Here is a 23267-nt window from a genome sequence, read left to right on the forward strand (position 1 = left end):
GAATGAAGGAGGAACAATATGGAAGGTGTTCTTTTACTTAATAAGCCTGCTGGTATGACATCTCATGATTGTGTCGCAAGAATGCGAAGGTTGGCAAAAACAAGGAAAGTCGGTCATACAGGCACGTTAGATCCAGATGTAACTGGGGTACTTCCTATATGCCTTGGTAGAGCAACAAAGATTGTAGAATATTTAACAGCTGCAACAAAAACCTATGAAGCTGAGGTAACGATTGGTTTTTCAACAACAACTGAGGATGCATCAGGGGAAATTGTTAAAAGGCAAAGTGTACAATCACCTATTTCAGAGGAAAAAGTTAAGCATGTATTAAATTCAATGGTTGGTACAATTGAGCAAGTTCCTCCCATGTATTCTGCTGTTAAAGTTAACGGAAAAAAACTTTATGAGTATGCAAGAGCTGGTATAGAGATCGAAAGGCCGGCTAGGACCATTACAATAAATGAGCTTGTGCTTCTTGGTGATGTTCATAACGAAGACAATCTCACAAAGTTCCGGTTCCGTGTTACTTGCTCTAAAGGTACTTATGTCCGTACATTGGCTGTAATGATAGGTGAAAAATTAGACTACCCAGCACATATGTCACATTTAATTAGAACAAAATCAGGAAATTTTAAAATTGAAGACTGTTTAACTTTTGAAGAAATAGAAAATGCGATCGAAAATGATGAGTTACAAAGCAAATTGCTGCCTATAGGCGAAGCATTATATGATTTGCCGAAACTGATAATCCATGATACTCTAGCAGAGAAAGTAAAAAATGGTGCAGTGTTAGAATTACCGTCACAATTTAAGGACATTGAAGTGGGTGTTCCAATTGTTGTCTATGATCATGACGACCGCTGTTTAGCGATTTATGGAAAGCATCCCAACAAATTAAATTTGATGAAACCCACTAAGGTACTACTAAATGAAGCGTAAGTTGTATGATGAAGTACCTTATCAAATTAAATCATACAGCAAAAAGTGAAAATAGGTGAAGCTACCGTGAAAATAATAAGATTGTCTCAACCACATAACTTAAATCAACTTGATTTTCCTGAAATGGTCATGGCATTAGGCTATTTTGACGGAGTACATAAAGGTCATCAAAAAGTAATAACAAAAGCGAAAGAAATAGCAAAAGGAGCTGGAATGAAAAGTGCCGTAATGACCTTTCATCCACACCCACTTGTTGTTCTTCGTAAAAAGGAAGATATTGATTATATTACTCCCTTAGAAGAGAAAATACAGTTAATACAAGATCTTGATGTAGATTTATTGTTCGTAGTTGAATTTACCAAGGAGTTTGCTGCTTTATTGCCACAACAATTTGTGGATGATTATATTATTAAGTTAAATGTAAAGCATGTTGTAGCAGGTTTTGATTTTACATATGGACACCTGGGCAAAGGAACAATGGAAACTATTCCGTTTCATTCAAGAGAGCAGTTTTTACATACAACTGTGGAAAAAATAACAGATCATGATCGGAAGGTTAGTTCGACTCTGATTCGGGAGGTTATTAGAAGTGGTGATGTTGAGTATGCACAGACACTTTTAGGGAGACCTCATTCAGTTGCTGGTATAGTAGTTCATGGTGATAAACGAGGACGGACAATTGGTTTTCCAACTGCTAATGTTGAGGTCGAAGAGCATTATCTAATACCTCCAACTGGTGTTTATGCTGTTACAATAGATATTGATACTGTTATCTTTGATGGGGTTTGTAATATTGGTTATAAGCCAACTTTTAACAACGACAAATCCCCAAAACCTAGTATTGAAGTTCACATATTTGACTTCAATAGAGAAATTTATGGTCAAAAAGTTTCAGTTTCATGGTATAAACGTATAAGAAGTGAAAAAAAATTCCATAATGTTGATGAGCTCATTGAGCAAATTTCTAAAGACAAGGCTGCTGCCGAACAATTCTTTCATAAAAAGATGGTATAAGCCTTGCATTCTTTATGAAAAAATAGTATTCTAATTGATGTAGTTTAAAACCATTGCTTGGCAAATCGATTCACCAACGTTTGCTCGGTAATTGGGGTTTTTATAATAAGGAGGTGAAAAGGATGGCTATCACACAAGAACGTAAAAATGAACTAATCGCTCAATATAAAACACATGAGTCAGATACTGGATCTCCAGAGGTTCAAATTGCTATCCTTACTGAGGACATCAATAATCTTAACGATCACTTACGTGTTCACAAAAAAGACCACCATTCACGTCGCGGTCTTTTAAAAATGGTAGGTAAACGTCGTAACTTACTAACTTACCTACGTAATAAAGACGTTACTCGTTATCGTGAGTTAATCAACAAGCTTGGTTTACGTCGATAATTACTAAAAAAGCGGGATTTTTTCCCGCTTTTTTAGTGTATTTAAAATTGATTCCTATAAAAAATCGTTACATATAAAAACTACACTGATATGTTGAATTTAATTGGTTCATACTATTACATAACGTGACTAAATAGAGAAGGAGTTTTACATATATGGGACAAGATAAACAAACGTTCTCCATAGATTGGGCAGGTCGAAACCTTACTGTTGAAATCGGCCAGCTTGCAAAACAAGCAAACGGGTCTGTAATGATTCGTTATGGCGATACGGCAGTTTTAAGCACTGCTACCGCATCAAAAGATCCAAAACCTTTAGACTTTTTTCCTTTAACAGTTAATTACGAAGAGCGTTTATATGCTGTAGGAAAAATTCCTGGAGGATTTATCAAGAGAGAAGGAAGACCAAGTGAAAAAGCTATATTAGCTAGCCGACTGATTGACCGTCCGATTAGACCTTTATTTGCTGATGGTTTTAGAAATGAAGTTCAGGTTATTAGTATTGTGATGAGTGTTGATCAAGACTGTTCTTCTGAAATGGCTGCTATGTTTGGATCTTCATTAGCACTTTGTGTATCTGACATTCCTTTTGAGGGACCGATTGCGGGTGTTACTGTTGGAAGAATCAATAATGAATTTGTCATTAACCCAACAGTTGAACAAGCAGAACAAAGTGATATCCATTTAGTAGTAGCTGGTACAAAAGACGCCATTAATATGGTTGAAGCTGGTGCTGATGAAGTTCCAGAAGAAACAATGTTAGAAGCTATCATGTTTGGGCATGAAGAAATAAAACGTTTAATCTCTTTCCAAGAGGAAGTAGCTGCAGCTGTTGGAAAAGAAAAAATGGAAATTGAGCTATTCGATCTTGATGCCGATCTTGAAAAAGAAATTCGAGAGTTTGCAGAGGGTGACTTATTACAAGCTATTCAGGTTCAAGAGAAACATGCACGAGAAGATGCGATCAGCGCTGTGAAAAACAATGTTGTAGAGAAATTTGAGGCTCAAGAAGCCGATGAGAGCACCATTAAGATGGTTAAACAAATCTTATCAAAACTTGTAAAGGCAGAAGTACGTCGCTTAATTACGGAAGAAAAAGTAAGACCTGATGGACGTGGTGTTGATGAGATTCGCCCACTGTCTTCTGAAGTTGGGTTATTAGCTAGAACACATGGTTCAGGTTTGTTTACACGTGGACAAACTCAAGCATTAAGTATATGTACACTTGGAGCGTTGGGTGATGTACAAATTCTTGATGGACTAGGTATTGAGGAATCCAAGCGCTTTATGCACCATTACAACTTCCCACAATTTAGTGTTGGTGAAACTGGACCTATGAGAGGACCAGGACGACGTGAAATTGGACATGGTGCGCTAGGTGAAAGAGCATTAGAACCAGTTATTCCATCTGAGAAAGACTTCCCATATACAGTTCGCTTAGTATCAGAAGTTCTTGAATCAAACGGTTCTACTTCACAAGCAAGTATTTGTGCAAGTACGTTAGCAATGATGGATGCAGGTGTTCCGATTAAGGCTCCTGTTGCTGGAATTGCAATGGGACTAGTAAAATCCGGGGAACACTATACAGTTTTAACAGACATCCAAGGTATGGAAGATGCTCTTGGTGATATGGACTTTAAGGTAGCCGGAACTGATAAAGGTGTAACGGCTTTACAAATGGATATTAAAATAGAAGGCTTATCAAGAGAAATACTTGAAGAAGCATTACAACAAGCGAAAAAGGGTCGAATGGAAATCTTAAAATCGATGCTTGCTACCATTTCCACTCCAAAAGGTGAGCTTTCTCAATATGCACCTAAGATCTTAACAATGAAGATTAATCCAGATAAAATTAGAGATGTTATTGGTCCTAGCGGAAAGCAAATTAATAAAATTATTGAAGAAACTGGAGTTAAGATTGATATCGAGCAAGATGGTACTGTCTTCATTTCATCAGTAAATGATGAGATGAACCAAAAAGCGAAGAAAATTATTGAAGATCTTGTACGAGAAGTTGTTGTTGGACAACTATATCTTGGTAAAGTAAAACGAATTGAAAAGTTCGGAGCATTTGTAGAAATTTTTGCGGGTAAAGATGGTTTAGTTCACATATCGGAGCTTGCAGAGGAACGTGTTGGAAAAGTTGAAGACGTTGTTTCAATTGGTGATGAGCTACTTGTAAAGGTAACTGAAATTGATAAACAAGGTCGTGTTAATTTATCTAGAAAAGCAGTATTGAAAGAACAAAAAGAAAATCAACCAGAACAGCAAGGTTGATTCTATAAAGGAGGCCAGGGTATCCGGTCTTCTTTTTCGATTTAAAAGATTTAAGATGTTACTATAGTATTCCGTTTTTTGTTCTACCTTGTCCCCTTTTTACATATTTTTTAGTGAAAAGGGGGATATTGAATGCAAAGGAAAATGATTCATATCGTGGGATTTGCCTTAATCTTAATTGTTAGCATCGGATTTTTACAAAATCCATTTACATCTTCATATGTTGATCAAATAAAGCATGCTAGTGTAACAGTGTCTAAACATCAAGACGATTTATATGAAGAAATTGCAGCAAAAGCACCGGAATACAATATTCCTGCTCAAAATGCGGAAGTACATAAAGTATGGAAGGCCACGCCTGGTTATAATGGTTTAGAGGTGGATATAGATGAGTCCTACAAGAAGATGAAAGCAAAGGGAACCTTTGATGAAAGCCTTCTTGTATACCGACAAGTCAAGCCTTCTGTTCATTTAGAAGATTTACCTGCTGAGCCAATTTATCGTGGACATCCTGATAAACCGATGGTGTCATTCATTATTAACGTAGCATGGGGAAATGAGTACATACCTGATATGCTTGAGACGCTTAATAAGTACCATGTAAAGGCCACCTTTTTTCTTGAAGGAAGATGGGTAAAAGAAAATCCGGATATGGCAATGATGATTGTAGATGCTGGCCATGAAATTGGAAATCATTCCTATTCACATCCAGATATGAGTCAATTATCCAGCGGTAATATAAGAGAACAACTTTCGAAGACAAACGAAGTGATAAAATCAGTAACTGATATTACTCCAACTTGGTTCGCTCCCCCAAGTGGTAGCTTTAAAAATGAGGTAGTAAAAATTGCGGATGAAATGAGCATGAAAACAGTTATGTGGAGCGTAGACACAATTGATTGGCAGCGTCCAGAACCACATGTGTTAGTTTCAAGAGTAATGAATAAAGTTCATAATGGGGCACTTATTTTAATGCATCCTACTTCCTCTACATCTGAGAGCCTTGAAACGTTAATATTATCCATTAAACAAAAAGGATATTCCTTCGGATCAGTATCAATGCTTGTAAACGAAGAAAGGTTATCAATAAAAGATGTAGATGAGGATAAATAAGAAGAATGGCAACATGAAGGAGGAACTTTTTTGATCAAAAAATATACTTGTCAAAATGGAGTAAGAATTGTACTAGAAAATATCCCGACGGTTCGATCAGTTGCAATTGGTGTATGGATTGGAACAGGCTCACGTAATGAAGAGCCAAAAATTAACGGAGTTTCTCATTTTTTAGAGCACATGTTTTTTAAAGGAACAAAAACAAGATCAGCTCGTGAAATTGCTGAATCATTCGATAGCATTGGTGGCCAAGTAAATGCATTTACTTCTAAAGAATATACTTGTTATTATGCAAAAGTTCTTGATGATCATGCTAACTATGCGCTTGATGTGCTAGCAGACATGTTTTTTAACTCAACATTTGATGAGGAAGAGTTGAAAAAAGAAAAGAATGTTGTTTATGAAGAGATTAAAATGTACGATGATACACCTGATGATATTGTACATGATATTTTAAGTAAAGCTACTTATGGTGATCACCCACTAGGTTATCCTATTCTTGGAACTGAAGAAACTCTTGCATCTTTTAACGGTGATACATTAAGAGAGTATATGAACAATCACTATACTCCTGAAAATGTTGTTGTTTCTGTTGCAGGGAATGTATCTGAAGGCTTTATTAAAGAAGTTGAGAAATTCTTTGGTTCTTATGAAACAAATGCTCAAAAACACGAAATTGGAAAACCAACGTTCTTGGATCAAAAATTAGCCAAGCAAAAGGATACGGAACAAGCACATCTTTGTTTAGGCTATAATGGTCTAGAAGTTGGTCATGATAATATTTACAGCTTAATTGTGTTAAATAATATATTAGGTGGAAGTATGAGCAGTCGCTTGTTCCAGGATGTACGTGAACAAAAAGGACTTGCGTATTCTGTTTTCTCCTACCATTCTTCCTATGAAGATAATGGACTCCTTACAATTTATGGTGGGACAGGAAGGAATCAATTAAATGTATTATTTGAAACAATTCAGGAGACATTATCAACTTTAAAAGCGGATGGAATTACTGCAAAAGAATTAGCAAACAGCAAGGAACAAATGAAAGGAAGTCTAATGCTAAGTCTTGAGAGTACGAATAGTAGAATGAGCAGAAATGGTAAAAACGAGCTCTTACTAGGCTATCATCGTTCATTAGATTCAATCATTGACAAAGTAAATGAGGTTTCTGAAGAAAGTGTAAATACTTTAGCTAACCAATTGTTTACAGATTCTTATTCTGTAGCGTTAATAAGTCCTGATGGAACACTTCCAGAGAGTTTAAAATCTTAATTGATGCGAAAAATGCCTACTATTTTTAATAAATGTAGGCATTTTTTTATAAGGTCCATTGATAAGATATAGTAAGGGGGAATGGACATGAGATTAAGTGAATTAAGTGGAAAAGAAATTGTAGATGTAAAGCGTGCTGAGCGCTTGGGAGTACTTGGCCAAACTGATTTAGAAATTAATGAGCAAACTGGTCAAATTACTACATTAATTATTCCTTCGCTAAAATGGTTTGGCTTAAGAAAGCAAGGACAAGAAATCCGAGTTCCTTGGCAGCATATTAAAAAGATTGGAACAGATATGATTATTCTTGATATCCCAGATGAGCAAATTGAAAAAATTGAATCTTAATTGCTAACGATTGGTGTTAAGCCAATCGTTTTTTTTGTTTGAGAAACATACTGATTTCGTTTAAGCTTCTTCTATCTCCGTCACATCAAAAGACTCTTCTTTAATTTCTTCTGTTTATTCACCCATACAACTATTTCTACATAGTATGTTGAAGTAAGTTATCCTAGGATTTAAAAAAAGAAATTAGAAACACATGTAAAAAGAAGGTGAACTTTCGACATGTTAACTGGATTAAATGTAGCTGTAATCGGTGGCGATGCAAGGCAGCTAGAAGTTATCCGTAAATTAACTGAACTTGACGCAAAGCTTTTGCTCATCGGTTTTGATCAGCTTGATCATGGTTTTACAGGTGCTACAAAAGTCAAGATAGATGAGGTTCAATTTAATGAAATAGATGCCATAATTTTGCCTATCCCCGGTACGAATCATGAGGGGGTCGTAGATACTGTATTTTCAAATGAAGAAGTTATTTTATCAGAAGAATTACTAGAACAAACACCTTCTCATTGTACGATATATTCCGGCATCTCAAATTCATATCTAGATAACCTTGTAAGTACAACAAATAGAAAATTAATTCAATTATTTGAACGAGATGATGTTGCAATATATAACTCAATACCTACAGTAGAAGGAACAATTATGATGGTCATTCAGCATACTGATATCACAATTCATGGCTCAACCATAGCAGTCCTTGGGTTAGGGAGAGTCGGAATGAGTGTAGCAAGAACATTTGCCTCACTAGGTGCAAAAGTAAAAGTAGGTGCCAGAGATACAGCGGATCTAGCAAGAATTACAGAAATGGGTCTTACGCCATTTCATATTGACGATATTCAACGAGAAGTGAAAGACATTGATGTTTGTATTAACACAATTCCATCTTTATTAGTCACAGCAAAGGTAATCTCAAATATGCCGGCACACACATTAATTGTAGACTTAGCATCAAAGCCAGGAGGAACTGATTTCCGGTATGCAGAAAAACGTGGAATTAAAGCATTATTGGCTCCAGGATTGCCTGGAATCGTTGCACCTAAATCAGCCGGGCAAATTGTTGCAAATGTTTTATCACAACTTTTGGGTGAGTTAAAAATAGATGGAAAGGGGTCTTCTTCATGAAATTAGAAGGTAAAAGAATAGGATTTGGAATGACGGGTTCTCACTGCACGTATGAAGAGGTATATCCACAAATTAAGTCATTAATGGATGAAGGAGCTGACATTATACCAGTTGTCTCTCATACTGTGAAAAATACAACTACACGTTTTGGTAAAGCTGGAGAATGGGTAGAGAAAGTTGAAGAATTAACTGGCAATAAAGTAATTGATTCAATTGTGGCGGCAGAGCCACTAGGACCAAAATTGCCACTTGATTGTATGGTTATCGCACCATTAACAGGTAACTCCATGAGTAAATTTGCCAATGCTTTAACAGACTCTCCTGTATTAATGGCAGCTAAGGCTACTCTTCGGACTCATCGTCCTGTAGTACTTGGAATCTCTACAAATGATGCATTAGGATTAAATGGTGTAAACTTAATGCGTCTTATGGCAACAAAAGATATCTACTTTATTCCATTTGGTCAGGATATGCCTGATAAAAAGCCAAATTCAATGGTGGCAAGAATGGAATCATTGTTAGATACAGTATTAGCAGCTTTAGAAGGTAAACAATTTCAACCAGTAGTTGTAGAAAAATTCCGTGATTTAGAGAATTAATTGCACAATTCAATGAAAGAATCATAAATTTTTAATCCATTCGACAATTAATGTGATAGAATAATACGTAAAAGATTTGAAGCTATATATAAAGTATAAAGATATAGCTGGAAGGAGCTAGTGTTAAATGGAAGCAAGAGGTTATCATGTAGCAGTAGTCGGAGCAACAGGAGCAGTAGGGCAACAAATGCTTCATACTTTAGAACAACGTAATTTTCCTATTTCAAAATTAACTTTGCTTTCTTCTGAGCGTTCTGCCGGTAAAAAGGTAATGTTCAAGAATGAAGAATATACTGTTCAAGTTGCAACCCCTGAAAGCTTTGAAGGCGTACAAATTGCGTTATTCAGTGCAGGTGGAAGTGTATCTAAGCAATTTGCTCCAGAAGCTGTAAAACGAGGAGCAATTGTTGTAGACAACACGAGTGCATATAGAATGGATGAAAATGTTCCATTAGTAGTGCCTGAAGTAAACGAAGAAGCTTTAAAAAATCATAACGGGATTATTGCTAATCCAAATTGTTCAACAATTCAAATGGTTGTAGCCCTTGAACCAATCCGTAAGCAGTATGGCTTAAATAAAGTAATTGTGTCAACGTATCAAGCAGTTTCAGGAGCTGGTGCAGCTGCTATTAACGAACTAAAGGAACAGTCAAAAGCTATTTTAAATGGTGAAGAATTTACTCCAGAAATTCTGCCTGTAGGTAGTGATGAAAAGCATTATCAAATTGCTTTTAATGCGATTCCACAAATTGATAAGTTCCAAGAAAATGGATTTACATTTGAAGAAATGAAAATGATAAACGAAACGAAGAAAATTATGACTATGCCCAAGTTGCATGTTGCTGCAACTTGTGTAAGGTTACCTGTAGAAACTGGTCACTCTGAGTCTGTTTATGTTGAAGTTGATTCTCAGGACGTTTCAGCACAACAACTAAAAGAGTTGCTAAAAAATTCAGATGGAATTACTCTTCAAGACGATCCGTCTCAGCAGTTATATCCAATGCCGGCAAATTGTGTTGGGAAGAATGATGTTTTCGTAGGCAGAATCCGTAAAGATTTAGACCGCGATAATGGTTTCCACATGTGGATTGTCTCTGATAACCTATTAAAAGGTGCTGCATGGAATTCTGTACAGATCGCTGAAAGTTTAGTTAAATTACAATTAGTTTAATCTTTATAGGAAGAGAGCATGGTCGTTTGCCAGCTCTCTTCTCTCACGTCTATAGTAGAGGTGTTACAGTTGAAAATTATCGTTCAAAAATTTGGAGGAACATCCGTCAAAGATGATCGTGGTCGTCAAATGGCTCTTGGGCATATTAAAGACGCATTAAATGATGGCTATAAAGTTGTGGCAGTAGTATCTGCCATGGGAAGAAGTGGCGATCCTTATGCTACTGACACACTTTTAGACTTGGTGTATGGAAATATTGGTAACATTTCCAAAAGAGAACAAGATATGTTACTTTCATGTGGTGAAGTTATTTCATCAATTGTCTTTTCAAGCCTCCTAAATCAAAATAAGATTAAAGCTACTTCCCTAACTGGAGCACAGGCTGGATTTATTACAAATGACGATCATACAAATGCGAAAATACTGGAAATGGATTGTGAGCGTTTGTTAGACATCCTAACTAATCAAGATGTAGTGGTTGTGGCAGGATTCCAAGGAGCTTCCATAAAAAGTGGAGATACCACGACTATTGGAAGAGGAGGCAGTGACACTTCAGCAGCAGCTCTTGGTGCAGCATTAGGAGCAGAATATGTGGATATTTTTACAGATGTCGAAGGGGTAATGACAGCAGATCCACGTATTGTCGAGAACGCAAAGCCTTTGACAAAAGTCACGTATACTGAAATTGTAAACCTTGCTTACCAAGGAGCAAAAGTAGTCCATCCTCGTGCAGTGGAAATTGCTATGCAAGCAGAGGTGCCGATTCGAGTTAGATCCACTTATTCAAAATCAACAGGAACATTAGTTACGACAAATCATTCCGCTAAAAAAGGCAGTGATGTTCATGAAAGCCTTATTACCGGAATTGCTCATGTTTCTAATGTAACTCAGATAAAAGTAGCAGCAAAAGAAGGACATTATGATGTGCAGACAGAAGTATTTAAGGCAATGGCAAAAGAAGGAATAAGTGTTGACTTCTTCAACATCACACCTAAATCAGTGATCTATACTGTTACAGATGAAGTAACGAATCAGGCCATTGATATACTTGAGGGGTTAGGTTATGAACCTATCGTTAACCGCCATTGTGCAAAAGTATCTGCAGTTGGAGCTGGTATAATGGGGGTTCCAGGTGTAACTTCAAAAATCGTAACAGCTTTATCAGAACAAGGGATACAAATACTACAATCTGCAGATAGCCATACAACAATATGGGTTCTTGTAAAAGAACATGATATGATAAAAGCGGTCAATGCTTTACATGAAGCTTTTGATCTATCAGAATAAAAAGAGAGAAAAAATGCTTGGAATTTCCTTGATTCATAAGGAAATATGGCGCTGAAGCATTTTACGTCAGAATGCAACATAAGGAGTGAAGGTAAGAATGGGTCTTTTTGGTAAAGTATCAACAGCAATGGTAACACCATTTGATAAAAATGGAAATATTGATTTTCAAAAAACATCAACATTGATTGATTACCTTATAAATCATGGTTCTGATTCATTAGTTATTGCGGGTACAACAGGGGAATCTCCAACTTTAAGTACTGAGGAAAAAGTTGCATTAATTAAACACTCTGTTAAAGAAGTTAATGGCAGAGTTCCTGTTATCGCTGGAACAGGCAGCAATAATACAGCAGCCTCCATTAAATTAACTAAGCAAGCTGAAGAAGCTGGTGTAGATGCTATAATGCTTGTTGTTCCTTATTATAACAAGCCAAGTCAGGAAGGTTTATATCAGCACTTTAAAACCATAGCAGAATCTACAAAGCTGCCAGTAATGTTATATAATATTCCTGGTAGAAGTGTGATCAGCATGACTGTAGATACAATTGTAAGGTTATCGGAAATTCCAAACATTGTAGCTATAAAAGAAGCAAGCGGTAATTTAGATGCTATGGCCGATATCATTTCAAAAACCGACGCTGATTTCGCACTATATACTGGTGATGACGGTTTAACTCTACCAGCCCTTTCAATAGGTGGGAATGGTGTAGTATCCGTTGCCTCACATATTATTGGTAACGAAATGCAGGCAATGATCTCATCTTTTGAAAATGGTGATCATGCTGCAGCAGCAGAGCAGCATCGTACTTTATTACCAATTATGAAACAACTGTTTGCTGCTCCAAATCCTAGTCCTGTAAAAACAGCACTACAAGTTAAAGGCTTGGATGTTGGATCAGTGCGCTTACCTTTATTACCGTTAACAAGTTCAGAACGAAACGAATTAATGGATGTTATTGATAAAAACCTAAGATAAATATATAAGAAGGGATGCTTGAAGTAAGAATAAAAACTTACACAGGTGTCTCTTCTTTTTATTGTCTTTATTAACTGATTAATCCCAAAAATTAAATCATTTTATGCATCTTGGGAAAACACTCATATATTATACGGCGAAAATTTCCTTGTATTCCATTTCTTTCATCAGTTATAATATTTCTAAGTGACGTTGAACGGGTACTTCAGTGGGGAGGATTTTCATGGAAAAAACAGAAAATATAAAATTAATTGCTCTAGGTGGAGTAGGAGAAGTCGGGAAAAATATGTTTGTTGTTGAAATTAATTCTGACATATTTGTTATTGATGCCGGCTTAATGTATCCAGAAGATAGTATGTTAGGAATCGATATGGTCATACCGGATATTACTTACCTTAAGGAAAATGAGGAAAGAATAAAGGGGATCTTTTTAACACACGGTCATGATGAAAGTATCGGTGGCATCTTTTATTTACTCAACAATTTAAGTGTTCCAATTTATGGGACAAAGCTTACTTTGGCTATGGTTGGAGAAAAGTTAAAAGAAAATCGTATGAGACAATCTGTGTTTGTCAAAGAAATTGATAATGAAACGATTTTGTCATTTCCAAGTACAGAAATATCTTTTTTTAGAACAAATCACAGTATCCCCGATTCAGTAGGAATTAGTTTTGAGACTTCTATGGGAGCGATTATTCATACTGGAGATTTTAAGATTGACCAAACACCAGTAGCTGATAGTCATATGGATATCGGCAAAATTGCTAAGTTAGGTGAAAACGGTGTCTTATGCTTACTATCTGATAGTATAAATGCGGAAAGACCAGGTTATTCTGGTTCAGAAGCCATAGTAGGTGGAGAAATTTCAGATGTTATGTACAATGCAGATGGACGAGTAATAGTTGCTGTTTTCGCTTCAAACTTATATCGAATCCAACAAGTCATTAATGCAGCAGTGAAAAACAATCGTAAATTAGCTGTTGTTGGAAAAAATATGAAAAACATATTAAATTTAGCGATAAATCTCGGCTACATCTCTGTTGAAGAGGAAGAACTCTTCATTTCAGTAAATGAAATTGATAAACATGAATCAAATGAAGTGGCCATATTAACAACAAGTAATCATGGTGAGCCACTTGCTGTTTTATCTAGAATGGCTAAGCAGTCACATAAATTGGTGAATGTAACAGATGGAGATACCGTCCTAATTGCTGCAACACCAATACCGGGTCATGAACTGGTATTTTCTAAAACAATTGATCTATTAAGTAGAGCGGGAGCCAATGTGATTTTTGGACAAAAACAAATACATGTTTCGGGACATGGGCATCAGGAAGAATTAAAAATGATGCTTAATTTAACGAAGCCAAAATATTTCATACCAATTCATGGCGAATTTAAAATGCAAAAGGCTCATGAAAAACTGGCAAAACAGGTTGGTATTGAACCTCAAAATATCTTCTTAGTTGATAAAGGAGATGTAGTAGAGTTCAAAGGACAAAATGTTTATACCGGTGCAAAAGTTCCTTCGGGGAACGTTCTGATTGACGGTTTAGGGATTGGCGATGTTGGTAATATCGTTCTTCGAGACCGCCGATTATTATCACAAGATGGCATTTTAATTGTAGTCGTCACACTTAATAAGCAGAAAAAGCAGATAACCTCAGGTCCTGAGATTATCACAAGAGGATTCGTATATGTAAGAGAATCTGAGGAACTAATCGGAGAAGCAACTAAAGTAGTTTCAAACATCGTAGAACGTAGTATGCAAGAACACTCTATTGAATGGTCTTCAATTAAACTGAGCATCCGTGAATCATTAAATCAATTTTTATATGAAAAAACTAAGAGAAGACCGATGATTCTTCCAATTATCATGGAAATTTAATCTAGTGTTAGTTAAAAAGCATTGAGTAGTTTCAATGCTTTTTGTTTTGGTTCTTTTCTATTCATTTGTATGAAAATAGTGAGGTTGTCAATACTACAGAAAGAATGAAATTGGAAAGGATGGCTAGCATGACAAATCATGATCATTACATAAAAAATGAGGCTACTGAAAAACCAGAAGGAAAAGAGACCTCTATTGTAGAAAAAATTCAACAATTAGGACAAACGAATGTTCCTCAAATGGGAAACGATTCAAAAATACACTGTTTAACAATTGTGGGACAAATTGAAGGACATATTCAACTACCACCACAAAACAAAACAACGAAGTATGAACATGTTATTCCTCAAATTGTTGCAATTGAACAAAATCCAAATATTGAAGGTTTATTAGTTATACTTAATACCGTTGGTGGAGATGTTGAAGCGGGACTTGCGATAGCTGAAATGCTATCATCCTTATCTAAACCTACAGTATCAATTGTTTTAGGTGGTGGTCATTCAATTGGGGTTCCAATTGCAGTATCTTGTGATTATTCTTTCATCGCTGAGTCTGCAACAATGACCATTCACCCAGTAAGGTTAACTGGTCTTGTTATTGGGGTTCCGCAAACTTTCGAATATTTAGACAAGATGCAAGAGCGTGTTATTAATTTTGTGACAAAGAATTCAAATATTAGTGAAGAAAAATTTAAAGAGCTTATGCTTTCGAAAGGAAACCTAACTCGTGATATCGGAACGAATGTCGTTGGTGCGGATGCTGTGGAATATGGTTTGATAAACGAAGTAGGTGGGGTTGGACAAGCAATTAAAAAGCTCAATAGTTTACTCGATAAAACTGACGATGATCAGGTGCTTCAATAATGATATATTACACAATGATGCCAGAGGAACTTATGTTTCCTCATACAGAAGAAGAATATAAAAAGCAATCAGTCATTGAAATGAATGGGATACAATTGCTTGTTCAACAATCTGAGAATGCCCAATACGAGATTATACGAGTATTAAGTAGCGATCCACAGCACTTTTTAAATTCAGAGTTATGTCCAGGTCAAAAAATTACTATGTCTCTTTCTACCATCTAGTTCTATTATGTTATAATAAAATAGATCTTCTTTGATAAGGCAGCCATTTCGGCTGCTTTCTTCATTGTAATTTAAATAACAAATAACTGTGTATTATGCCTTTGGCTGCATTCATTTTACTCATATCATTACATACTCGAAAGAAACAAAGGTGATAAAAGATGGCAAAACGAAAAAGAAGACAAAAACAGTCAAAGGATGATTGGAAGAAGACCCTAAAATTTGAGTTGGCAGGCTTAATCATTTTAGCAATTGCTCTTATTACAATTTCAAAGCTTGGATTTGTGGGAACAACATTCGTTCATTTATTTCGATTTTTTAGTGGCGAATGGTACATGCTCTTCCTTATTGGAATTGTCCTGTTTTCACTGTTCCTTATATGGAAGCGGCAGATACCAACTTTATTTAGCAGACAAATGATAGGAATATATTGTGTAACAGCATCATTGTTATTATTAAGTCATGTAACATTATTTAAGATGCTTTCACATAATGGTACCTTCGCTTCACCAAGTGTGATTTCAAATACTCTTGAGCTATTTTGGATGGAAGTAAAAGGTGAAGCAAGTACTGTTGATTTAGGCGGGGGAATAATTGGAGCAGTATTGTTTGCTGCCTCTTATTATTTATTTGCAGAGGCTGGATCAAAAATTATTGCAATTGTCTTAATTGTAATTGGAGTTCTTTTGATTACTGGAAAATCCCTTCAAGCTACACTAGCGAAGATTCTTCTTCCTATTGGTGGATTTATCAAGAACCAAACTATTGGCTTTTTAGAAGATATGAAAAATCTACCCAAGGCCCTAAAAAAGCAAAAGAAGCAAAAGCCTAAAAAGAAGAAGAAAGAGAAAAAAGATTCAGATGATGAAATAATCGATGAAGATTTAGAGGATGAAGAAGATGTACTTCAACCTATCATATCAAGCTTTTCTGACACAGAGAATGGTCAGCAAGAAATGATTATACATACGATGGAAGAACAAGAACAACCTTCTTTCGAGCCTAAAGAAAGAAAAGCAGATCATGAAAAGCAACAACCATCATCTGATGAATCTAGTGAGGTAAATGAGGCACTTCAAACGATATCATTTGTTGAAGTAGAAAATAAAGATTATAAGCTACCACCACTTGATTTGTTAAAAGCTCCAAAACAAAATTCACAGCAGGCAGATAAGAAAAACATTTATGAAAATGCAAGAAAACTTGAAAAAACGTTTCAAAGCTTTGGTGTAAAAGCTAAAGTGACACAAGTTCATTTAGGACCTGCGGTTACCAAATACGAGGTTTATCCGGATGTCGGAGTAAAGGTTAGCAAAATTGTTAACTTAAGTGATGATCTTGCGTTAGCATTAGCAGCAAAAGATATTCGAATAGAAGCTCCAATCCCGGGTAAATCAGCAGTTGGTATAGAAGTACCTAATTCGGAAATCGCAATGGTTTCATTAAGAGAAGTGTTAGAATCAAAAGCAAATGACCGACCAGATGCTAGACTATTAATAGGCCTAGGAAGAGATATCTCAGGTGATGCGGTTTTAGCGGAACTAAACAAAATGCCCCATCTTTTAGTTGCAGGTGCTACAGGAAGCGGAAAGAGTGTTTGCATTAATGGGATCATTACTAGTATTTTAATGAGAGCAAAACCACATGAAGTAAAATTGATGATGATTGATCCAAAAATGGTTGAATTAAATGTGTATAACGGAGTACCACACTTGCTTGCACCAGTTGTAACAGATCCCAAGAAAGCATCACAGGCATTGAAAAAAGTTGTTAATGAAATGGAAAGAAGGTACGAACTTTTTTCTCATACAGGTACAAGAAACATAGAAGGTTATAATGAAGTGATCAAAAGAAATAACCGTGAGGAGGAAGCAAAGCAACCGGAACTCCCATATATTGTTGTCATTGTTGATGAGCTTGCAGACTTAATGATGGTAGCATCTTCTGATGTAGAAGATTCTATAACGAGACTTTCGCAAATGGCACGTGCAGCTGGAATCCATTTAATTATAGCGACACAGCGTCCATCAGTTGATGTTATTACAGGTGTTATTAAGGCAAATATCCCTTCTCGTATTGCCTTTAGTGTCTCCTCCATGACAGATTCAAGAACCATATTAGATATGGGAGGAGCTGAAAAGCTACTTGGAAGAGGGGACATGCTCTTCCTACCTGTTGGAGCCTCTAAACCAGTTCGGGTACAAGGTGCATTTTTATCCGATGAAGAGGTAGAACAAACAGTTAACTTTGTTATTGCCCAACAAAAAGCTCAATATCAGGAAGAAATGATTCCAACTGAGGTTGTGGAAACAACTAGTGAAGTTGATGATGAATTGTTTGATGAAGCTGTCCAACTTGTTGTTGATATGCAAACAGCCTCTGTATCTATGCTTCAAAGGCGATTTCGTGTTGGATATACAAGGGCTGCAAGATTAATAGATGCGATGGAAGAACGAGGAATAGTCGGACCATATGAAGGAAGCAAACCACGAGAAGTCCTTATTTCAAAAGAAAAACATGAAGACATTACTTCTTAATATCATGACTAAACAGAGACAACCTTTAACTAAGTTGTTTTCTGTTTAGTTTTTTTATTTTGGTTTGGCTATTTACCTATTAAAATCATCGACAAAATGTGACAAAAAGAGTAAGATATAAATGCATTGTATGAAGAGTCATATTATGGGTATAAGTTCACCCTTAGAAACAAACGATAGGAAAGAATTCCTTTCCTTATTCGACAATTTTTACTAGTTTCTATTTATTTATAGCATAAAACATGATATAGTAATTTCGGTTAGACTAAGGTGTATAACATCTGATGTCTGATCTCTTGTATATAGTGGGGATAACTGGGGGCGCGTTTCAATGACCATAAAATCTGATAATCGGCATTTGTATTTACAAGTGATTGATAAGATCAAAGAAGATATTGAAAATGGTACATATCGAGAAAGAGAAAAATTACCTTCTGAATTTGAATTATCGAAAAGCCTTGGTGTAAGTAGAGCGACTTTAAGAGAGGCATTACGAACACTTGAAGAAGAAAACGTTATCATTAGAAGACATGGTGTAGGTACTTTTGTGAATTCTAAACCTAGATTTACCTCAGGTATTGAGCAATTAAATAGTGTCACAGCTACGATTGAACAAGCTGGTTTAAAGCCTGGTACTATTTTTTTATCATCTTCAATTACTGGAGCAACAGAAGACGATGTGAAAAGGTTTAAATGTGAAAAAACAGAAGAAATATTTTTGCTTGAACGGGTAAGAACCGCAAACGGAGAGCCTGTTGTATATTGTTTAGATAAAATCCCAACTAAAGTACTGCCTGACACATTTGATCATGAACAAGAATCTTTACTTAAATTACTTGAAGATAAAGCAAATATTTACATAAGCTACGCAGTTACACATATTGAACCAATTGGTTATCATGAAAAGATTTCTCCAATATTAGAATGTGATCCCGAAACATCATTATTGCTTTTAAAACAAATGCATTTTAATGATCAAGATCAACCAGTACTATACTCATTAAACTATTTTAGAGCGGACCATTTTAGTTTTCATGTAGTAAGGAAACGTTTATAGGTAAAGAATAGGTAGTGATACATACTTTTTCAATAATAAAGTATGTAAGGAAATCTCCGCTATATCGTGCTTAACTCCTAAAGGTTGTTTAAAATGTATGAGAGTACATAGCTCTTTACTTTAAGGAGGTGGTTGGCCAAGGTAGGCTATACGTTTGGGTTTTATGTTATTTTAAAATACTTTTTAGGGGGCTTTAATGATGAAGAAAAGAAATGGATTAGCATTATCACTTTTTCTTGCTGCAGGAACATTGTTAGCAGGATGTGGTGGTGCTGACAAAAATGAAGGCGCTGGCGGTGAAGGCGGCGGAGAAGCAAAAGAAGATAATTTTTCTGTTGCGATGGTAACTGATATTGGTGGTGTGGATGATAAATCATTTAACCAATCTGCTTGGGAGGGTCTTCAAGCATATGGTGAAGAAAATGGTTTAGAAAAAGGAACTGACGGCTTTGATTACCTTCAATCAAAAAGTGATGCAGATTATGCAACTAACTTAAATACGTTAGCTCGTAAAAACTTTGATTTAATTTATGGTATTGGTTATTTATTACAACCTGCTGTAGATGAAATTGCACAACAACAAAAAGATACACACTTTGCAATTGTTGATAGTGTTGTAGAACAACCAAATGTTGCAAGCATTACATTCAAAGAACATCAAGGATCATTCCTAGTAGGTGTTGTTGCTGGATTAACAACGAAAACAAACAAAATTGGTTTCGTTGGCGGTGTTGAGGGTGACCTTATCAAGAAGTTTGAGGTTGGATTTATTGAAGGTGTTAAAGCTGTAAATCCTGATGCAACTGTTGAAGTTCAATACGCAGGTTCTTTTGGGGATGCTGCAAAAGGTAAGCAAATTGCTTCAAGTATGTATGGGTTAGGTGCTGATATTATTTACCATGCTGCTGGTGGTACTGGTAATGGTGTATTTTCTGAAGCGATTGACTTAAAAGTAGAAGATCCAGACCGTGAACTATGGGTTATTGGGGTAGATAAAGATCAACATGAAGAAGGTAACGGTACAACAAAAGATGGTGAAGAATTCAATATTACTCTTACATCTATGGTTAAACGTGTAGACGTTGCTGTTAAGGACCTTGCTGAAAAAGCAAAAGCTGGTGAGTTCCCTGGTGGTCAAGTAATTGAGTATGGTATTGAAGAGGAAGCAATTGGTATTGCTCCGAGTGACGAGCATTTATCTGAAGAGGTAAAGGCAAAAGTAGAAGAGTATGAACAAAAAATTGTTAATGGTGAAATTGAAGTACCAACAAAATAATGAATAGGGGTAGGGCTGACTTAGATAATCCTTTAGATTCCTCCAACAATAATTATTATTTGGGGTTTCTATACAGATATAAGTCAGCCCTTATTCCTGAAAATCATTAAATGCAAATATTCTAACAATTCATTCGATTCCCTTTTTGTAAGAACATCGATGACTTTCCTATACATAAAAGTAATGATAAAGGGTTATAGTTAATGAATTATATTATGTCATCAAGATAATGAAAGGTTTAGTAGATTTGCATTTGGTGATTTTCATACCAGCTAGTTTTTAGCAAAATGAAACGTGAGAACCATAAGTTGTTCAGGAAAAAGGAGTGAGCAAGTTGGAATATGTAATTGAAATGCTAAATATTCGTAAGGAATTTCCTGGCATAGTAGCAAATAATAATATTACGTTACAAGTGAAAAAAGGCGAAATTCATGCCTTATTAGGCGAAAATGGTGCAGGAAAATCAACTTTAATGAATGTTCTTTTTGGCTTATATCAACCTGAAAAAGGGGAGATAAAAGTAAAAGGGAAAAAAGTAGATATTACCAATCCTAATATAGCGAATGATTTAGGGATCGGCATGGTCCACCAGCATTTTATGTTGGTCAACACTTTTTCTATTACAGAAAACATTATATTAGGAAATGAACCTAAAAAAGGAACGACAATCAATATAAAAGATGCCGAAAAGCAGGTTAAAGAGATATCTGAAAAATATGGTTTAGCAGTAGATCCGTCGGCAAAAATATCTGATATATCCGTAGGGATGCAGCAACGTGTAGAAATTCTAAAAACTCTATATCGTGGCGCTGAAATCTTAATTTTTGATGAGCCGACAGCAGTACTTACTCCACAAGAAATTAAAGAATTAATTCAAATCTTAAAGACGTTGATAAAAGAAGGAAAATCAATCATCTTAATTACACATAAGTTAAAAGAGATTATGGAAGTCTGTGATCGGGTTACGGTTATACGTAAAGGTGAAGGAATTGGCACAGTTAATGTTGCTGATACAAATCCAAATGAGTTAGCTTCCCTAATGGTAGGGCGTGAGGTGTCCTTTAAGACTGAAAAAACTCCTGCTAAACCGAAGGAAGATGTATTAACTATTAATGATCTCATCGTAAAGGATAATAGACAAGTTGCAATGGTTAATTCATTGAACTTATCTGTACGAGCTGGTGAAATTGTCGGTGTTGCAGGTGTAGACGGTAATGGTCAAACTGAATTAATTGAAGCTATAACAGGATTAAGAAAAGTCAGCTCTGGTTCTATTAAAATTAACAACAAAGATATTACAAATTATCATCCTAGAAAAATAACTGAATCAGGGGTTGGACATATCCCACAAGACAGACATAAACATGGACTCGTGCTAGACTTTCCAATTGGTGAGAACATGGTTTTACAATCATATTATAAGCAACCATTTTCAAAAAGTGGTGTACTGAACTTTAAGTCCATTTATGATAAAGCAAAGGAACTTATTAAGGAATTTGATGTTAGAACACCAAGTTCTTCAACTCTTGCTAGAGCTCTTTCGGGCGGAAATCAACAAAAAGCGATAATAGGGAGAGAGGTTGATCGTAATCCCGATTTATTGATTGCAGCTCAACCTACGCGAGGTCTTGATGTTGGTGCGATTGAGTTCATTCATAGCCGACTAATTGAGCAGCGTGATAAAGGGAAAGCAGTACTACTAATTTCTTTTGAACTGGATGAAATTATAAATGTTAGTGATCGAATTGCTGTTATTTATGAAGGGCAAATCGTTGATATCGTGGATCCTAAAGAAACAACTGAGCAAGAACTCGGACTCCTTATGGCGGGAAGTAAGCGTCAGAAAGAAGGTAACCAGTCATGAATTTAAATCGTTATATGAACTTATTAATTCCTGTAATTGCGGTCATCTTAGGATTAATCTCAGGTGCAATTATCATGCTTGTTAGTGGATACAATCCAATTGCTGGCTATAGTGCATTATGGTATGGGATTTTTGGTGACACTTATTATATGGGTGAAACAGTTAGACAATTAACACCGTATATTCTTACTGGTTTAGCTGTTGCCTTTGCTTATAGAACAGGACTATTTAACATTGGTGTTGAAGGTCAAGTAATTGTTGGCTGGTTAGCAGCAGTTTGGGTTGGTGTTGCGTTTGAGTTACCGGCAATTATACATCTCCCATTAGCTATTATCGCTGCTGGATTAGCGGGGGCATTATGGGCCTTTGTTCCTGGGTTTTTAAAGGCTAAATTTAAAGTCCATGAAGTAATCGTTTCAATTATGATGAACTATGTTGCACTTCACGTGACGAATTATCTCATAAGAGAGGTTATTACTGATAACAGTGATTCCACTGATAAAATATTCCCATCTGCATCACTACGTTCTGAGTTTTTTGAAAGTATAACAGATTACTCACGTATGCATTATGGAATTTTTATTGCTTTAATCGGTGCTTTTATTATGTGGTTTTTACTTGAGAAAACAACCAAAGGTTTTGAACTACGAGCTGTAGGATTCAATCATGATGCAGCACATTATTCTGGTATGAATGTTAGTCGTAACATCGTTCTATCTATGGTCATATCAGGTGTTTTCGCGGGCGTTGCCGGTGCTATGGAAGGTCTTGGAACGTTTGAATATGTGTCAGTTAAAAATGGATTTACCGGAATAGGATTTGATGGTATTGCTGTTGCACTTATTGGTGGGAACGCAGCGATTGGTATTATACTATCAGGAGCTTTGTTTGGCGGGTTAAAAGTTGGGGCGTTAAATATGCCTTCTGAAGCTGGTGTTCCAAATGAGCTTGTTGAAATCATTATTGCGCTTATTATCTTCTTCGTTGCTTCTAGCTATTTTATCCGTTGGATATTATTTCGTTTTAAAAAGGAGGGGAAATAAGTGAGC

At 35.9% G+C, this 23267-nt stretch carries 20 protein-coding genes; all 20 read left to right on the top strand.

Annotation, left to right across the window (positions count from 1 at the left end):
- Positions 1-18: 18 nt before the first annotated feature.
- The 20 genes from truB (at position 19) to ACEWK1_RS04320 (ending at position 23261) form a co-directional block, all read left to right on the top strand.
- The gene (gene truB / locus ACEWK1_RS04225; RefSeq protein ID WP_251393912.1) at positions 19-939 is read left to right on the top strand and encodes a tRNA pseudouridine(55) synthase TruB; all 921 of its coding nucleotides are present in this window, start codon (positions 19-21) and stop codon (positions 937-939) included.
- Positions 940-1005: 66 nt separating this feature from the next.
- Positions 1006-1953, top strand: a complete 948-nt coding sequence (gene ribF, locus ACEWK1_RS04230) for a bifunctional riboflavin kinase/FAD synthetase (protein ID WP_416635750.1) — start codon at positions 1006-1008, stop codon at positions 1951-1953.
- A gap of 122 nt (positions 1954-2075) precedes the next feature.
- Entirely contained in the window at positions 2076-2345 is a 270-nt protein-coding gene (gene rpsO, locus ACEWK1_RS04235; RefSeq protein WP_026559305.1) for a 30S ribosomal protein S15, read from the top strand.
- Positions 2346-2500: 155 nt separating this feature from the next.
- Positions 2501-4621 (top strand): polyribonucleotide nucleotidyltransferase, encoded by a 2121-nt coding sequence (gene pnp, locus ACEWK1_RS04240; RefSeq protein ID WP_121661444.1) that lies wholly within the window; start codon positions 2501-2503, stop codon positions 4619-4621.
- Positions 4622-4753: 132 nt separating this feature from the next.
- The gene (locus tag ACEWK1_RS04245; protein ID WP_251393916.1) at positions 4754-5734 is read left to right on the top strand and encodes a polysaccharide deacetylase family protein; all 981 of its coding nucleotides are present in this window, start codon (positions 4754-4756) and stop codon (positions 5732-5734) included.
- Positions 5735-5764: 30 nt separating this feature from the next.
- Positions 5765-7006, top strand: a complete 1242-nt coding sequence (locus ACEWK1_RS04250; protein WP_121661446.1) for a M16 family metallopeptidase — start codon at positions 5765-5767, stop codon at positions 7004-7006.
- Positions 7007-7093: 87 nt separating this feature from the next.
- On the top strand, positions 7094-7354 hold the full coding sequence (locus tag ACEWK1_RS04255; RefSeq protein WP_066337647.1) for a YlmC/YmxH family sporulation protein: 261 nt from the start codon (positions 7094-7096) through the stop codon (positions 7352-7354).
- Between the two features lie 219 nt (positions 7355-7573).
- Positions 7574-8476, top strand: coding sequence for a dipicolinic acid synthetase subunit A (gene dpaA, locus ACEWK1_RS04260; protein ID WP_121661447.1), 903 nt, complete (start codon positions 7574-7576; stop codon positions 8474-8476).
- Positions 8473-9075, top strand: a complete 603-nt coding sequence (locus tag ACEWK1_RS04265; RefSeq protein WP_121661448.1) for a dipicolinate synthase subunit B — start codon at positions 8473-8475, stop codon at positions 9073-9075. Before dpaA ends, ACEWK1_RS04265 begins: the two co-directional genes overlap by 4 nt.
- A 127-nt stretch (positions 9076-9202) precedes the next feature.
- Complete coding sequence (asd, locus tag ACEWK1_RS04270) at positions 9203-10246, top strand: aspartate-semialdehyde dehydrogenase (protein WP_121661449.1); 1044 nt, start codon at positions 9203-9205, stop codon at positions 10244-10246.
- Positions 10247-10315: 69 nt separating this feature from the next.
- Entirely contained in the window at positions 10316-11533 is a 1218-nt protein-coding gene (gene dapG / locus ACEWK1_RS04275) for an aspartate kinase (RefSeq protein WP_251401729.1), read from the top strand.
- A gap of 97 nt (positions 11534-11630) precedes the next feature.
- Entirely contained in the window at positions 11631-12509 is an 879-nt protein-coding gene (dapA, locus tag ACEWK1_RS04280) for a 4-hydroxy-tetrahydrodipicolinate synthase (RefSeq protein WP_121661451.1), read from the top strand.
- A 217-nt stretch (positions 12510-12726) separates the two neighbouring features.
- A complete protein-coding gene (locus ACEWK1_RS04285) occupies positions 12727-14397 on the top strand; it encodes a ribonuclease J (protein WP_396653763.1) in 1671 nt (556 codons plus the stop codon).
- A 128-nt stretch (positions 14398-14525) separates the two neighbouring features.
- The gene (locus ACEWK1_RS04290; RefSeq protein ID WP_121661453.1) at positions 14526-15260 is read left to right on the top strand and encodes a ClpP family protease; all 735 of its coding nucleotides are present in this window, start codon (positions 14526-14528) and stop codon (positions 15258-15260) included.
- On the top strand, positions 15260-15484 hold the full coding sequence (locus tag ACEWK1_RS04295; protein WP_121661454.1) for a YlzJ-like family protein: 225 nt from the start codon (positions 15260-15262) through the stop codon (positions 15482-15484). Before ACEWK1_RS04290 ends, ACEWK1_RS04295 begins: the two co-directional genes overlap by 1 nt.
- A 161-nt stretch (positions 15485-15645) precedes the next feature.
- Positions 15646-18021, top strand: coding sequence for an FtsK/SpoIIIE family DNA translocase (locus tag ACEWK1_RS04300; protein ID WP_251401731.1), 2376 nt, complete (start codon positions 15646-15648; stop codon positions 18019-18021).
- Between the two features lie 331 nt (positions 18022-18352).
- A complete protein-coding gene (locus ACEWK1_RS04305) occupies positions 18353-19078 on the top strand; it encodes a GntR family transcriptional regulator (RefSeq protein ID WP_121661456.1) in 726 nt (241 codons plus the stop codon).
- Positions 19079-19277: 199 nt separating this feature from the next.
- A complete protein-coding gene (locus tag ACEWK1_RS04310; RefSeq protein ID WP_121661457.1) occupies positions 19278-20354 on the top strand; it encodes a BMP family lipoprotein in 1077 nt (358 codons plus the stop codon).
- Positions 20355-20688: 334 nt separating this feature from the next.
- Positions 20689-22218 (top strand): ABC transporter ATP-binding protein, encoded by a 1530-nt coding sequence (locus tag ACEWK1_RS04315; protein WP_251393920.1) that lies wholly within the window; start codon positions 20689-20691, stop codon positions 22216-22218.
- Positions 22215-23261, top strand: coding sequence for an ABC transporter permease (locus tag ACEWK1_RS04320; protein WP_121661459.1), 1047 nt, complete (start codon positions 22215-22217; stop codon positions 23259-23261). Before ACEWK1_RS04315 ends, ACEWK1_RS04320 begins: the two co-directional genes overlap by 4 nt.
- Positions 23262-23267: the final 6 nt, after the last annotated feature.

The sequence above is a fragment of the Metabacillus sp. YM-086 genome (assembly GCF_048059995.1).
Classification (GTDB): Bacteria; Bacillota; Bacilli; order Bacillales; family Bacillaceae; genus Metabacillus; species Metabacillus litoralis_B.